Genomic DNA, 13,910 nt, shown 5'->3' on the forward strand with positions numbered 1-13,910 from the left:
AAACTCCTCAGCGGATCAACGCTGCTGGTGCCGGTCACCGACGCGCCCGAGCCGACCGGCACTCGCCGCGTCCGTCCGCAGGTTGGCGTCCACCGACCGGACCACGTCGGCACCGAGGCCCTCCACGTGCCGGCCGATCCCCTCCCACGTGCGCAGGACCAGCTCCTCGAAGCCGCGATATTTCTGCTCGAAGGCGGCCCCGATGTCGTCCTTGCCCCACGGCGACCGACCGCTCGCTGCCGCGATGGCACCGCCTGCCTCGCGGCGACGTGCCGTGATCGCCTCGCCGGACAACGAGAGGTCGACGCCCCCACGCCGAGCGCGCTGCGGGTCGAGCCAGAGCTGACCGTCCATCACTCGCTCCGGCGCAGCACGGCGTCGGCGCGGCCCAGCAGCGAACCGAAGTCACCCGTACGCAAGAAGTCCGTCGCCCCGGAGCCGGCAGGCAGGTAACCGGCCACGAGTTCCTGGGTGGCGGCGACCGCCGCGGCGCCGGCCCGGTGGACGGTGGCGGTGATCTTGCGGCCCAACGCCTTCGCGTCACGGTCGTTGAAGACGGACGGGTGCAGCTCCACCGAGATCACCTCGCCCCGGGCCCCGGCGGTGGCGGTCACCTGGCCGTCCTCGGAGCGCTCGGTCACCCGCAACTCGGCGAGCCGAACCTGTAGCTCGTCCAGGCCGGACCTGAGCCGCTGATAGTCCCCGTACACCTCGTCGAACCGCGCCCGCAGCGCACGATTGGCGTCCCGGTCCACACTCTCGGCCAACGCCACCCTCCCCCGGTTACCGTCGGTAGGGCGAACCATACCGGCCGCCACGAATCCGTGGGGTCCGGTACTTTCAAGCCGTGATCGATCGCCAACAGGCCGAGCAACTCGCCGCCGTGTGGGCCCGCCGCGAGTCACAGCGCCTGGGACACGAATGCCACCACAGCGTCGACGAGTTCGACCTCGGCTACATCATCACTTCCACCGTGCCCATCGAGGCCAGGACGGTGCCCGGCGACCTGCCGACCACGGTGGTGGACAAGCTCACCGGCGAGGTGACCACCTGGCCCCGCGTGCCCGCCGACACCGTCGCGCAGATGTACCGCCGGAGTCGGCCGACAGGCTTGCCTGTGCCTCGCACGGTCGATCCGGCAAGCCAACTGCTCCGCGAGATCCGCCGCCTGCCGACGCCCAACACGGCGGCGCACCTGACACTCGAAGGACGATTGTTCCGCGCGCACGGCGCCAAGGGCGACGTCACGCTCAACCACCACCCACTCGTACGCTCCTACCTGGACGGACTCCCCCCCGGGCACCTCGTACGCGGCGGCGAACGGCACGCCGAACTCATCGTCGTCTCCGACGTCCTGCACCACTACGACTACCACCGCGCCGCCGAAGGCATCGCCCCCCTCGGCATGGCCGACGCGGAAATGCTGCTGGGCGGCGCCCGCCTCGAGGTGTTCCGAGTGCGGGAGCCGGGCGATCCGTACGGCGGCAGGGCGGAGAGAGCCTGCGACTCGTGCCTCAACTTCCTGGTCCACTTCAACGCGTCGTCCTGGGCGGACCTCGCCTTCACCTCGGAGTGGCACCCGCAGCCGCAGCCGCCGCATCATCCGGGCCGCTTCCCCCCGGCTGTTGCCGACGCGCTGATGGATGCCGGCTGGGAAGACAGCGAGTTCAACCCCGCCCTGGCCGCCGGGGCGATCCGGGAGACCTGCGAGATCACGGGCCAACGGCACCGCCACGAGCCCTTCCCGGCGGCCGAGCGGGCGCTGACTGCCTTTCCCGCGATCGTGAGCAGTCGCCGGGGTCCCGGCGAGCAGGTCTGGATCAGTCGCTTCACGACCAATCCGCTCCGGAGCGCGCATTCGGCCGACACGCTCGCCGACTTCGCCGCCGTCCTCGGGGCGAGACTCTTTCCCGTCGGTTCGGAGCACGGTGACAGCATCTTCGTCGTGGACCAGCGGGGTCGGATCTTCGCGTTGGACCAGGCCGGCGAGTGGTTCCTCGGCGAGGACATCGACGCCGCGCTGACCACCCTGCTGCTCGGCCGGGCGCCGGCCCGCGTACGCGACGACGGCACCTGGTGAGCGGGCGGCGCCGGGCGAGCGGCTACAGCGACAGGCCGGTCAGCACCATCACCCGGGGCTCCGTGTAGTCGTCCATGGCGCTGCGCAGGCCCTCGCGCCCGACGCCGCTGCCCTTCACCCCGCCGTACGGCATCTGGTCGGCCCGGTACGACGGCACGTCGCCGACGATCACCCCGCCCACCTCCAGCGTGCGGTGCGCCGCGAAGGCCGTGTCGAGGCGGTGGGTGAAGACGCCCGCCTGCAACCCGTACGCCGAGTCGTTGACGGCGGCGAACGCGGCCTGGTCGTGCGCGACGCGGGCGACCACCAGCACCGGCCCGAAGACCTCCTCGGTACGGACCTTGGCGTCCGCCGGTACGCCGGAGAGCACGGTCGGCGGGTAGGTCGTGCCCTCGCGCCGGCCGCCCGTCTCGATGGCGGCGCCGGCGGTGACCGCCTCGTCCACCCACGCCTCGACCCGCGCGGCGGCGTCGGCGGAGATCAGCGGCCCGACGTCGGTGAGCGGGTCGGACGGGTCGCCGACGCGCAGTTCCCGCACCGCCGCGACGAGCCGGGGCAGGAACGCGTCGTAGAGCCATTCGTGCACGTAGACGCGCTGCACGGCGATGCACGACTGGCCGGCCTGGTAGTTGGAGAACGTCGCGATGCGGTGCGCGGCGAACGTCAGGTCCTCGTCGGTGTTCCAGTCCTCGCAGATCACGGCGGCGGCGTTGCCGCCCAGCTCCAGGGTGACGTGCTTCTCGGGCACGCGGCGGCGGATCGCCGCGCCGACCGGCCCGGAGCCGGTGAACGAGACCACCGGCAGCCGGGGGTCGACGACCAGCTCGGCGGCGCGCTCGTTGGGCAGCGGCAGGACCGAGAACATCCCCGCCGGCAGGTCGGTCCCGGCGAGCAGCTCGCCCAGCAGCAGCGCCGACAGCGGGGTGGCGGGGGCGGGCTTGACGACGATCGGTGCGCCGACGGCGATGGCCGGGGCGACCTTGTGCGCGACGAGGTTCAGCGGGAAGTTGAACGGCGTGATGCCGAGCACCGGCCCCTTCGGCACCCGCCGGACCAGGGCGATCCGCCCGGTGGCGGCGGGGTCGGTGTCGAGGCGTTGCAGCTCGCCGGAGAATCGCCGGGCCTCCTCGGCGGCCCAGCGGAAGGTGGAGACGGCGCGGCCGACCTCGGCGCGGGCCCACTTCAGCGGCTTGCCGTTCTCGGCGGTGATGAGCCGCGCGAACTCCTCGGCCCGTTCGGCGAGGCGCCGGGAGACGTGGTCCAGGGCCGCCGCGCGGGCGTGCGCGGGCAGGGCCGCGGCCTCCGCGGCCACCCCGGCGGCTGCCGCGACGGCCGCTTCGACCTGGTCGGCGGTGGCGAGGGTGGTACGACCGACGACGTGCCCGTCGTACGGGTGGTGGACGGTCAGCTCGCCCTCGCCGTGGGCGGGGCGGGAGGCGACCTGGAACGCGACGGAGTCCACACGCAGCAGCGTAGACCCTCCGCAGGGAGCTGATCCGCACGAGCGGGCGGCGGCCGGGACCTCGCGAGGCGTCGATGCATTACCGCAGTTCGCCCTCCAAACACAAGACGTCCTCACGTCTCCACTTTTTGCCGTGGAGGCCCTACGCTCGTGCTCACTTTGATCAATTGCGATCGATGGCGGGACCCGCCGTCGTGTAGCGAGAGGAACACCCGAGGGATGACACTCCCCTATCCAGCCGTGCGCCGCTGGCGCGCCGGTGTGCTGACCGCCGCCGTCGCCACCGCCGTGGCGTTCGGCGCCCCGGCGATGGCCGCCCCCGCCGAGGGACAGATCCTCATGGCCGGCGGCGCCACCGCCGTCGACGAGTCGTACATCGTGGTGTTCAAGGACACCTCCGTGGGCCGGGCCGACGTCACGAAGAAGGCGCGTGACCTCGCCGGCCGGCACCGCGGCGCGGTCAACCGGACGTACCAGAACGCGCTGCGCGGATTCGAGGCCCGGCTGTCCGAGGCGGAGGCCAAGCGGCTCGCCGCCGACCCCTCGGTGCGCTACGTGCAGCAGAACCACACCATGCGGATCAGCGGTACGCAAAGCCCCACCCCGTCCTGGGGCCTGGACCGGGTCGACCAGCGCGCGCTGCCGCTGAACAACTCCTTCACCTACCCGAACACCGGCTCGGGCGTGAAGGCGTACATCATCGACACCGGCATCCGGTTCAGCCACAGCGACTTCGGTGGTCGTGCCGTCTCCGGCTTCGACGCCATCGACGGCGGCACCGCCGACGACTGCAACGGGCACGGCACGCACGTGGCCGGCACGGTCGGCGGCACCGCCTACGGCGTGGCCAAGGGCGTCACGCTGGTCGGCGTACGGGTGCTCGACTGCGCGGGCAGCGGCACCAACGCCGGCGTCATCCAGGGCGTCGACTGGGTGACCGGCGACCACGCCGCCGGTCAGCTCGCGGTGGCCAACATGAGCCTCGGCGGCGGCTTCAACCAGGCCGTCAACGACGCGGTGGCCCGCTCCATCGCCGACGGCGTCAGCTACGGCCTCGCGGCCGGGAACGACAGCGGCGCGAACGCCTGCAACAGCTCCCCGGCCAGCACCCCGGCCGGTATCACCGTCGGCTCGACCACCAACACCGACGCCCGCTCGTCGTTCTCCAACATCGGCACCTGCCTGGACATCTTCGCCCCCGGCAGCTCGATCACCTCGGCCTGGCACACCGGCGACACGGCCACGAACACCATCAGCGGCACCTCGATGGCCACCCCGCACGTGGTCGGCGCCGCCGCGCTCGTGGTCGCCGCCAACCCGACGTTCACCCCGCAGCAGGTGCGCGACAAGCTCGTCTCCGACGCCACCAGCAACGCGGTGACCAGCCCCGGCACCGGCTCGCCCAACAAGCTGCTGTACGTCGGCGACGGCGGCACCACGCCCCCGCCGCCGCCCCCGCCGACCGGCTGCACCCAGACCAACGGCACCGACGTGGCCGTCCGCGACAACGCCACGGTGGAGAGCACCATCACCATCGCGGGCTGCACCGGCAACGCCGGCGCCGCCAGCACGGTCGCCGTCGACCTGGTGCACACGTACGTCGGTGACCTCGTCGTCAGCCTCGTCGCCCCCGACGGCAGCGCCTACCCGCTGCACAACCGCACCGGCGGCTCCGCCGACAACATCAACCAGACCTACCCGGTGAACCTCTCCTCCGAGGTCGCCAACGGCACCTGGAAGCTGCGCGTCCAGGACGCCGCCAGCGGCGACACCGGGTACCTGAACAGCTGGACGCTCAACCTGGGCGGCTCCGGCTCGACGGACTGCACCGGCAGCAACGCCAACAACGTGACCGTCAGCGACAACGCGACCGTCACCAGCAGCATCGCGATCACCGGCTGCACCGGCACCGCCTCGTCGACCAGCAAGGTCGCCGTACAGATCGTGCACACCTACATCGGTGACCTCGTCGTCAGCCTCGTCGCCCCCGACGGCAGCGCCTACACCCTGCACAACCGCACCGGCGGCTCCGCCGACAACATCAACCAGACCTACACCGTCAACCTCTCCTCGGAGACCCGCAACGGCACCTGGAAGCTGCGCGTCCAGGACGCCGCGTCCGGCGACACCGGCTACATCGACGGCTGGACCCTGACCCTCTAGGGTTCGTCAGCTCCAGGCACGGCCCGCAGCACGGCCGCGCCGAAGGGCCCCTCGCCACCGCTCACGCGCGGCGAGGGGCCCTTGTCGTCCGCCGCCCGCGTAGGGTGCCGGCCAGCACCAGCAGCAGCGCGACCGCGAACATGGCGGTGCCGATGACGTTGACCTGCGGCGGGATGCCCCGCTGGGCGGCACCCCAGACGTACATGGGGAACGTGACGGTGGTGCCGGCGTTGAAGTTCGTCACGATGAAGTCGTCGAAGGAGAGCGAGAACGCCAGCAGCGCGGCGGCCACGATGCCGGGCAGCGCCAGCGGCAGGGTGATCCGCCGGAAGGTCTGCCACTCGCTCGCGTAGAGGTCCATCGCGGCCTCCTCCAGCCGGGAGTCCATCCCGGCCAGCCGTGCCTTGACGGTGACCACCACGAACGACAGGCAGAACATCACGTGCGCGACGACGACGGTCCAGAAGCCCTGCGGCACCCCGGCGGAGACGAAGAGGGCCAGCAGTGAGGTGCCCATCACCAGTTCGGGGGTGGCCATCGGCAGGAAGATCAGCACGTTGATCCCGGAGCGGCCGCGGAACTGGTGCCGCGCCAGCGCGAACGCCATCAGGGTGCCCAGCACCGTGGCGAGCACGGTGGCGACGAAGCCGATCTGGACGCTGCGCACCACCGCGTCGCACATGTCGGAGGTGGCGCACGGGTTGCGCCAGTTGTCGAGGGTGAACTCGTTGAAGTCGTACGACAGGCGGCTGGAGGGGCGGTTGAAGGAAAGGGCGGCGACCACGGCGATCGGCAGGAGCAGGTAGCCGAGCACCAGCAGCGCCACGCCCATGATCCACCGGTCGGCCAGCCAGCGGGAGATCCGCGCGCTCACGGGGCCGGCCTCTCGTTCGCGACTGCGGGGCTCGGCTGCGCTGCACTCCTCGCGCTCACAGGACCTCCTCCGTGCCGGCCCGGCGCAGGTAGCCGAAGACCACCGCGAGGATCGCCGCCATCAGCAGGAACGACAGCGCCGCGCCCTGCGGGTAGTCCAGCCGGACCAGGAACGCGGAGTCGATGACGTTGCCGATCATGTATTCGTTGGGGGTGCCGAGCAGTTCGGCGTTGATGTAGTCGCCGCTGGCCGGGATGAAGAACAGCAGCGTGCCGGCGACCAGGCCGGGCATGGACAGCGGCAGCGTGACCCGCCGGAAGGCCCGCCACGGGCCGGCGTAGAGGTCGCCGGCCGCCTCCAGCAGCCGGGGGTCGAGCCGCTCAAGGCTCGCGTACAGCGGCAGCACCAGGAAGGGCAGGAAGTTGTACGTCAGGCCGAGCACCACCGCGACGGGGGTGGCCAGCAGCCGGCCGTCGGCGCCGAGCAGGTGTACGTCGCGCAGCAGCCCGACGAGCCAGCCGTTGTCCGACAGGATGGTCTTCCACGCCAGCGTGCGCACCAGGAAGCTGGTGAACATCGGCGCGACCACGCAGACCAGCAGCAGGTTCTTCCACCGGCCGGCCTTCTGCGCGATGGCGTACGCGAGCGGGTAGCCGGCCAGCAGCGCCAGCACCAGGGCGGCGCCGGCGTAGAAGAAGGACCGCCCGAACTGCGGCCAGTACGCGGCCAGCGCGTCGGGGTAGTTGCCGAACGCCCAGCCCATCGCGTACCCGGTGGCGAGCGAGCCGGCGGGGTCGTAGAGGCTGGCGGCGGCGAGCTGCACCAGTGGCACCGCGAAGAAGAGCACCAGCCACGCCGCCGCGGGCAACAGCAGCAGGTACGGCAGGAGCCCCTGCCGTCCGGGCCGGCGGGGCGGCGCCGGCTCGCCGGCTCCGGTGGGCCGCCGGGCCGGGACGCTCACGAGGACGCGCCGACCGGCTCGTCCCGCACCGGCGCGCTCCGATCCTGCTCGCCGGTCTCCCGGGGCAGCAGGAAGGCGTGCCGAGGGTCCCAGTACGCGACCGCCTCCGCGCCCACCGGCACCGGCCGGGCGGTGCCCGTGTTGGCCACGAAGACCGACAGCTCGCCGCCCCAGCCGGTACGCAGCAGGTACTGGGTGCTCACCCCCACGTAGGAGGCGTCGGTGACGATGCCGGTGACGTGCTGGCACCCGGCGGGGACCTGGTCGGCGGAGTCGACCAGGTGCAGCTTCTCCGGGCGTACGCCCAGGTGGACCGGACCCCGCTCGACCCGGGCCCGGCCGACGGGCACCGAGAAGCGGCGGCCGTGCGCCGACACCGACACCTCGCCGCCGCCCGCGCCGGCCGCCTCGCCGGCGAGCAGGTTGGACTGGCCGAGGAAGTTCGCCACGAACGCCGTGGCCGGGTACTCGTAGAGGTCGGCGGGGGCGCCGAGCTGCTCGATCCGCCCGGCGTTCATCACCGCGACGGTGTCGGCCAGCGTCATGGCCTCCTCCTGGTCGTGGGTGACGTGCACGAACGTGATGCCGACCTCGGTCTGGATCCGCTTGAGTTCGAGCTGCATCCGCCGGCGCAGCGTCAGGTCCAGCGCGCCGAGCGGCTCGTCGAGCAGCAGCACCTGCGGGCGGTTGACCAGGGCCCGGGCCAGCGCGACCCGCTGCTGCTGCCCACCGGAGAGCTGGGCGGGGCGGCGGTGGCCGTGGTCGTCGAGCTGCACCAGCGCGAGCATGCCCATGACCTCGTCGTCGACGGAGCGGATGCCCCGCCGGCGCAGGCCGAACGCGACGTTCTCGAAGACGTCCAGGTGCGGGAAGAGGGCGTAGCTCTGGAAGACGGTGTTCACGGGCCGTTTGTGCGGGCGCAGCCGGGTGACGTCCCGTTCGCCCAGCAGCACCTGCCCGCCGGTGGGCTCCTCCAGGCCGGCGATCATCCGCAGCGTGGTGGTCTTGCCGCAGCCGGACGGGCCGAGCAGGGCGAAGTACGCGCCCTGCGCGACGGTCAGGCTGAGGTCGTCCACCGCCGTGACGGCGCCGAACCGCTTGGTGAGGTTGGCCAGCCGCAGGTCGCCGGCCGGGCCCCCGCGCCCCGCAGTCGTCCCACCCATCCCACTCACGCCCCGATGACCTGCTGGAACTTGCCCTCGTACTCGCGTTCCTGCTTCTCGTCCAGCGCCATGAAGACCTTGCACCTGGCGAGCATGGCGTCGTCGGGGAAGATCAGCGGGTTGGCGGCAAGCGTCGGGTCGATCTTCTCCATCTCGGCCTGGGCGCCCCGCACGGGGCAGATGTAGTTGACGAACGCGGCGAGCCGGGCGGCGATCGCCGGGTCGTAGTAGTGGTCGACGAGCCGCTCGGCGTTGCCCTTGTGGCTGGCCCTGTTCGGCACCACCACGTTGTCCGACCAGATCATCGCACCGGAGTCGGGTACCACGAACCTGATCTTGTCGTCGTCGAAGCCGAGCTGGACGGCGTCGCCGGACCAGCCGATGCAGGCGGCGACGTCGCCTCTGGCGAGTTCCGGCGCGTAGTCGTTGCCGGTGAACCGGCGGATCTGCCCGGCGGTGACGGCCTTCTTCAGTTTGGCGAGCGCGTCGTCGAACTGGGCGCCGGTGAAGTTCGCCGGGTCGTGGCCGTTCGACTGGAGCAGCAGGCCCATGGTGTCGCGCATCTCGGCCAGCGCGGTCACCCTGCCCTTGAGGTCGGGGCGGGTGAGCAGTTCGTCGACCGTACGGATCTCCCTGGTCACCCTGCCGTTGTAGGCGAGGCCGGCCAGGCCGGACTGCCACGGGATGGCGAGCTGGTCCTCGGGGTCGAAGGACCGGCCGCGCAGCGAGGGCAGCAGGTTGGCCTCGACGTTGGGCAGCTTCGACGTGTCGAGCTTCTGGACCCAGCCGAGCCGGATCATCCGCGCCGACATCCAGTCGCTGAGCACCATGATGTCCCGCCCGGTGGGCTGGCATCCCGCGAGCTGGTTCTGCACCTTGCCGAAGAACTCGTTGTTGTCGTTGATGTCCTCGGTGTAGGTGACCTGGATGCCGCTCTTGGCGACGAACGCGTCCAGGGTGGGTCGCTTGGCGGCGTCGGCGTCGTCCACGTCCACGTACTGCGGCCAGTTGGAGAACGTCAGCGTCTTCTCGGTGCCGGACAGGTCCTCGCTGACGCAGCCGGCCTCCGTCTGGGTGGCGGCCCTGGTGCCGCAGCCGGCCAGCGAGCCGCCCGCCGCCAGCAGCGCCGCCGAGCCGAGCGCGCCGGTCAGCAGCCCGCGCCGGGTGAGGGGCCGGAGGGGAGTTCGCATGTGACGACTCCTTGCGCGTTCGCCGGCGGTCGGGCGGGGTGACCTGCCGGCGAGGGGTCAGGTGCGGTGAACGACAGATCTTGGCATGAGCCGACGGCGACGACGGACGGCGGGTCCGTGTCCACCAACGCCCTTCCACGTCCTCCAGCAGCCAGACCGCCCCGCGAGCCCAACGGTCAAGGGGCCGCTTAGCTTGGCCTTGAACCTCCTCGGCGGGGACGGGGACGCTGGAGGTCTTCGGCTTCTTCTTGGCGTTGGCGCTGATGTGCACGTCGTGGCGGGGTGTGGATCGATTGTTGCGGCGGCCGGGTGGTCTGCCGGGGCCGGGGTGCTCACACGCTCACCGTAGGTCAAGATCAAGCTAGATCATTCGGCGCCGTACCCGCCACACCACCACACCGATCAGGACCGCCGCGACGGCGATGAACAGGGCCGCCTCGATGAGCTGGAACGTCCAGAACCGGTCGGCCGGGTGGTAGACCTCGAACTGCTGGATGCCCCGCGCGTGCAGGAACTGGTTGAGGTTGGTGCCGGCCCGGTTGGCGGCGCCCTCCAGCTCGTAGTACTCGGTCGAGCTCAGCCTGCGACCGGTGGCGTCTGCGTAGCCGTGTTCGATTATCCAGTCAGCGAAGCTGGGCACGGGCCGGTGCCCCGCCTGGTCCTTCGAGCCGCCGACGGGGACCGGCTCCATGGTGGTGAGCGGGGTGGCGTACGCGGGACGGGCCAACAGCCCCACCGACATCCGGGCGGCGAGGAACGCCCCGAACGCGACGCCGAACGCGGGCAGGCTGCGCCGCAGGATCGCCCCGGCGGCGGTGGCGACGCCGAACGCGAACAGCGCGTACGCCACCGGAACAAGTCCCTCCACGTCGAAGGCGTCGTACTGGAACCGCCCTTCCCACGCGTCGAACGGCTGACGGAACCAGGTGAGCACCGCGGTGAACATCCCGGTGAGCGTGACGGTGACGCCGGCCAGTGCCGCGAGCTTGGCCGTCAGCCAGCGCATCCGCGGCACGGCCTGCGTCCAGGCGAGTTGCCAGGTGCCGTCCTCCAGTTCGCGCGCGAGCAGCGGCGCGCCGAGGAACGCACCGATGACGACGGGGACCAGGTAGAAGGCCGCCAGGAGGTTCTCGACGTTCCCGTACTCCTCGTCGAGCCGGCGGAAGGAGGCCGCGCAGGCCTCGTTGACACCAACCTCCCCCGCACACCGGGCGGGACCGCCGGGGAACAGGTCGTGGGCCTGCGTCCCGAGCACGAGCAGGGCGATGCCGAACATGCCGACGAGCAGACCCAGGACGCAGACCTCGGTCCGGTGCTGGCGCCAGATCAACCACGTCATGCCGCCACCCCTGACGTGACCGCGGCGCTCGGCTCGGACGGCCGGCGCAGGTACGCCAGCACCAGGTCCTCCAGCGCGACCGGCTGGGCCTGCCACCCAGGCGCGGCCGGGATCGCGCCGTCGCGCACCAGCAGGGTCGTGTGCCGGTCGCTGTGGACGGCCTCCACGACGGCGCCGGCCCGGTCGAGGTCGGTGGCCGTGCGCGGGCCGACGAGCAGCCGGTGTTCGGCGAGGAGGGTGTCGATGTCACCGGTGAGCGTTACCCGGCCGTGGTTAAGCACGACCAGGTGGTCGCAGACGCGCTCCAGCTCGTGCACGACGTGGGAGGAGAACAGGACGGTCACCCCGCCTTCGGCCACCGCGCCCATGAGGACCTGCAGGAACTCGTGCCGGGCCAACGGGTCGAGACTGGCCACCGGCTCGTCGAGGACGAGCAGGTCCGGCCGCTTCGCCAGGGCCAGAGCCAACGCGACCTGGGCCTGCTGCCCGCCGGAGAGCGTTCCGGCCCTGCGGTCGAGCGGAATGCCCAGCTTCGCCAGCCGGCGCTCGGCCAGCCCCTGGTCGAACCGCAGGTTGCAGGCCCGGCCGAAGCGGAGCATCTCGGCGACGGTGAAGCGCTTGTACAGCGGGTGGTCCTGGGCCAGGAACCCGACCCGGGACAGAGTTTGCGGGGTGCTGGCGGTGACGTCGTGGCCGAGGACCTCCACCGTGCCGGTGCTCGGTGCCAGCAACCCGACGACCAGGCGCAGCAGCGTGGTCTTGCCCGCGCCGTTCGGCCCGACCAGGGCGATCACGCCGCCCGCCGGCAGGGCCAGGGTGCAGTCGCGCAGCGCCCAGCCCTTCCGGTACCGCTTGCCCACACCGTCGGTGCTCAGCGCGAACTCGGTCGCTGTCACGCCACGTCCTCATTCCTCGTCTGCTGGTGGACGGAAGCAAAAAGCGCGTTGACCGCCTGCTCGTCGAGGCCGGCCGCGTAGGCGCGGCGCAGCCAGGTCGTCAGGCCGCGGCGCAGCGACGTGTACGTCGATGCCGACATCGCGGCCGACTGCTGTTCATTGACGAACGTGCCCTGGCCGGGCCGGCCGGTGACCAGGCTCTCCTGCTCCATCTGCCGGTACGCCTTGGCGACGGTGTTCGGATTGATCGCCAGGTCCTCGACCACCTCGCGAATGAGCGGGAGGCGGTCACCGGGTTGAAGAAAGCCCAGCAGCACCGCCTGGCGGACCTGCTGGACGAGTTGCAGGTACGGCGGCACGCCGGAGTGGGTGTCGAGCCGGAAGACGAACACGGTAGCCCCTTACTGCTTTACTAGTACCGTAGTAAAGCAGTAAGTTGGCGGTCAAGAGAGCCGACGCGCCCGCACGACCGCGGCACCGGATCCGGGCGCACGCCGCGCCCCGACCGCGCGGGTACCCGCGCGGTCGGGGCGCGGCGGCGACAGTGACAACGGACCGGCGATGTACGCGATGAGGCGGCTGGCCGCGTGGACCGCGGCTGGGGCAGGTATCGGAGGTCTGGCGGGTTACCGGTAAGAATGGTCCGGCGCCAGGCCGGGCCCGAGGTTGAGACACAAGCTAGTCACCGCTACGCCGTGACTTCGATCAGACTCGACCACAGTCGCCTGAGCTGAAGCTGCGCGGACAGACGTGCAGCCTGCGGCACCGCCCGATCAGCCGGCGCGCCCGTCACGGCCGGCCGACCCGACGAACGCCCGCCAGGCGTCCGGCGCGAAGGTGAGCACGCCCCCGGCGCGGTCCTTGCTGTCCCGCACGAGCACCCGACCGGGCAGGTTGTCGGCCACCTCGACGCAGTTTCCGCCGTTGTTGCTGCTGCGGGTCGCGGTGCGCCAGCGGGCGTCGGTCATGTCCATGTCGTCGCCACTTCCCCGATCAGCTCGATCGACTGGCGTCGCGGCAGCGCCTCGCCGGCGACGCTCTCCCATCTCGCGCCCAGGCTAGCAATGTCGGCACTCTCGGTCACGACCTGACCGCGCAGTTGGTTGTCCAGATAGGCCGTCTCGGCGCCGTCGGGCAGCCGGATCAGCACGAACGGCCCGGCGAGGCCGGTGTGCCACGGCGCCTCGGCGGGGATCACCCGGACCTGCACGTGCTCCTGCGCGGCGACCGCCAGCAGGTGGGCCAGCTGCGCGGCCATCACCGCCTCGTCCCCCACCCGCCGGCGCAGCACCACCTCGTCGATCACGGCGACGAGCTGGGGCGGGGCGTCCCGGGCCAGGATCGCCTGCCGGGCGAGCCGGCCGCCCACGATCTCGTCGACCTCGGCCGCCGGCAGCAGGCCGCCGGTCGCCAGCACCGCGCGGGCGTACCCCTCGGTCTAAAGGAGGCCCGGCACGAGCAGCGGCTCGTACGACCTGATCGTGACGGCGTCCTGCTCCAGCTCGGCCCACGGCCGGAACCACGGCAGGTCGCGGCGGCGGAACGGCTCCGGCCACAGCTCGGCGGCGTCGCGCCCGAGGACCTCGGCGACGGCGAGCCGGGTCCTGGGATGCGGGATCCGGCCCGAGGCGAGCCACCGTCCCGCCGTCTTCGGGTCGACACCCACCTTCTCCGCCAGCGACTCGGCGGTCTCCCCCTTCTCGGCCATCGCCACCCGCAGTGCTTCGTTCACGATCCGACCTCCCGCGCCCGCGATCACACTGGGGCGCACGGTAGCCACGC

13 protein-coding genes and 1 pseudogene are annotated in these 13,910 nt (G+C 71.7%); 2 read left to right on the forward strand and 12 right to left on the reverse strand.

Annotation, left to right across the window (positions count from 1 at the left end):
- Positions 1-15 precede the first annotated feature (15 nt).
- Together AC5L34_RS08725 and AC5L34_RS08730 are read right to left on the reverse strand one after the other, a co-directional pair.
- Positions 16-354 carry a hypothetical protein gene (locus AC5L34_RS08725; RefSeq protein WP_494824404.1) on the reverse strand — a complete coding sequence of 113 codons (339 nt, stop codon included), beginning with the start codon at positions 352-354 and terminating at the stop codon, positions 16-18.
- Complete coding sequence (locus tag AC5L34_RS08730) at positions 354-773, reverse strand: YbaB/EbfC family nucleoid-associated protein (protein ID WP_231925779.1); 420 nt, start codon at positions 771-773, stop codon at positions 354-356. The genes AC5L34_RS08725 and AC5L34_RS08730 overlap by 1 nt, the downstream gene beginning before the upstream one ends.
- A 74-nt stretch (positions 774-847) precedes the next feature.
- Here AC5L34_RS08730 and AC5L34_RS08735 point away from each other — a divergent pair, with 74 nt between their 5' ends.
- Complete coding sequence (locus AC5L34_RS08735) at positions 848-2,080, forward strand: SUKH-3 domain-containing protein (RefSeq protein ID WP_494824406.1); 1,233 nt, start codon at positions 848-850, stop codon at positions 2,078-2,080.
- 22 nt (positions 2,081-2,102) lie between these two features.
- On the opposite strand, the gene AC5L34_RS08740 is transcribed toward AC5L34_RS08735, so the two are convergent.
- A complete protein-coding gene (locus AC5L34_RS08740; protein ID WP_494824408.1) occupies positions 2,103-3,542 on the reverse strand; it encodes an aldehyde dehydrogenase family protein in 1,440 nt (479 codons plus the stop codon).
- A gap of 219 nt (positions 3,543-3,761) precedes the next feature.
- Between AC5L34_RS08740 and AC5L34_RS08745 the strand changes: the two genes are divergently transcribed.
- Positions 3,762-5,705 carry a proprotein convertase P-domain-containing protein gene (locus AC5L34_RS08745; RefSeq protein WP_494824409.1) on the forward strand — a complete coding sequence of 648 codons (1,944 nt, stop codon included), beginning with the start codon at positions 3,762-3,764 and terminating at the stop codon, positions 5,703-5,705.
- 61 nt (positions 5,706-5,766) lie between these two features.
- Here the strand turns inward: AC5L34_RS08745 and AC5L34_RS08750 are convergent, their stop codons facing one another.
- From AC5L34_RS08750 to AC5L34_RS08790, 9 genes and pseudogenes are all read right to left on the reverse strand, one after another.
- The gene (locus AC5L34_RS08750; RefSeq protein WP_494824411.1) at positions 5,767-6,579 is read right to left on the reverse strand and encodes an ABC transporter permease; all 813 of its coding nucleotides are present in this window, start codon (positions 6,577-6,579) and stop codon (positions 5,767-5,769) included.
- 55 nt (positions 6,580-6,634) lie between these two features.
- Entirely contained in the window at positions 6,635-7,540 is a 906-nt protein-coding gene (locus AC5L34_RS08755) for an ABC transporter permease (RefSeq protein ID WP_441174311.1), read from the reverse strand.
- Entirely contained in the window at positions 7,537-8,703 is a 1,167-nt protein-coding gene (locus AC5L34_RS08760; RefSeq protein ID WP_494824413.1) for an ABC transporter ATP-binding protein, read from the reverse strand. Before AC5L34_RS08760 ends, AC5L34_RS08755 begins: the two co-directional genes overlap by 4 nt.
- A gap of 5 nt (positions 8,704-8,708) precedes the next feature.
- Entirely contained in the window at positions 8,709-9,893 is a 1,185-nt protein-coding gene (locus tag AC5L34_RS08765) for a polyamine ABC transporter substrate-binding protein (RefSeq protein WP_494824415.1), read from the reverse strand.
- A gap of 361 nt (positions 9,894-10,254) precedes the next feature.
- A complete protein-coding gene (locus AC5L34_RS08770; protein WP_441174314.1) occupies positions 10,255-11,232 on the reverse strand; it encodes an ABC-2 membrane transporter-related protein in 978 nt (325 codons plus the stop codon).
- Entirely contained in the window at positions 11,229-12,128 is a 900-nt protein-coding gene (locus tag AC5L34_RS08775) for an ABC transporter ATP-binding protein (protein WP_441174315.1), read from the reverse strand. The genes AC5L34_RS08770 and AC5L34_RS08775 overlap by 4 nt, the downstream gene beginning before the upstream one ends.
- Positions 12,125-12,520: a GntR family transcriptional regulator gene (locus tag AC5L34_RS08780; RefSeq protein ID WP_441174316.1), complete on the reverse strand. Its 396-nt coding sequence runs from the start codon at positions 12,518-12,520 to the stop codon at positions 12,125-12,127. The genes AC5L34_RS08775 and AC5L34_RS08780 overlap by 4 nt, the downstream gene beginning before the upstream one ends.
- Before the next feature lie 381 nt (positions 12,521-12,901).
- Positions 12,902-13,102, reverse strand: a complete 201-nt coding sequence (locus tag AC5L34_RS08785; RefSeq protein ID WP_441174317.1) for a DUF397 domain-containing protein — start codon at positions 13,100-13,102, stop codon at positions 12,902-12,904.
- Positions 13,093-13,860: pseudogene (locus AC5L34_RS08790) on the reverse strand (helix-turn-helix domain-containing protein). The gene AC5L34_RS08785 and the pseudogene AC5L34_RS08790 overlap by 10 nt, the downstream one beginning before the upstream one ends.
- Positions 13,861-13,910: the final 50 nt, after the last annotated feature.

This window comes from Micromonospora sp. ZG13 (genome assembly GCF_059359355.1).

What these genes read in the sequence shown, in the direction of transcription:
- AC5L34_RS08725 (WP_494824404.1), bottom strand. Translation starts at nt 354, where the DNA reads ATGGACGGTCAGCTCTGGCTCGACCCGCAGCGCGCTCGGCGTGGGGGC.
- AC5L34_RS08745 (WP_494824409.1), top strand. Translation starts at nt 3,762, where the DNA reads ATGACACTCCCCTATCCAGCCGTGCGCCGCTGGCGCGCCGGTGTGCTG.
- AC5L34_RS08760 (WP_494824413.1), bottom strand. Translation starts at nt 8,703, where the DNA reads ATGGGTGGGACGACTGCGGGGCGCGGGGGCCCGGCCGGCGACCTGCGG.
- AC5L34_RS08765 (WP_494824415.1), bottom strand. Translation starts at nt 9,893, where the DNA reads ATGCGAACTCCCCTCCGGCCCCTCACCCGGCGCGGGCTGCTGACCGGC.
- AC5L34_RS08770 (WP_441174314.1), bottom strand. Translation starts at nt 11,232, where the DNA reads ATGACGTGGTTGATCTGGCGCCAGCACCGGACCGAGGTCTGCGTCCTG.
- AC5L34_RS08785 (WP_441174317.1), bottom strand. Translation starts at nt 13,102, where the DNA reads ATGGACATGACCGACGCCCGCTGGCGCACCGCGACCCGCAGCAGCAAC.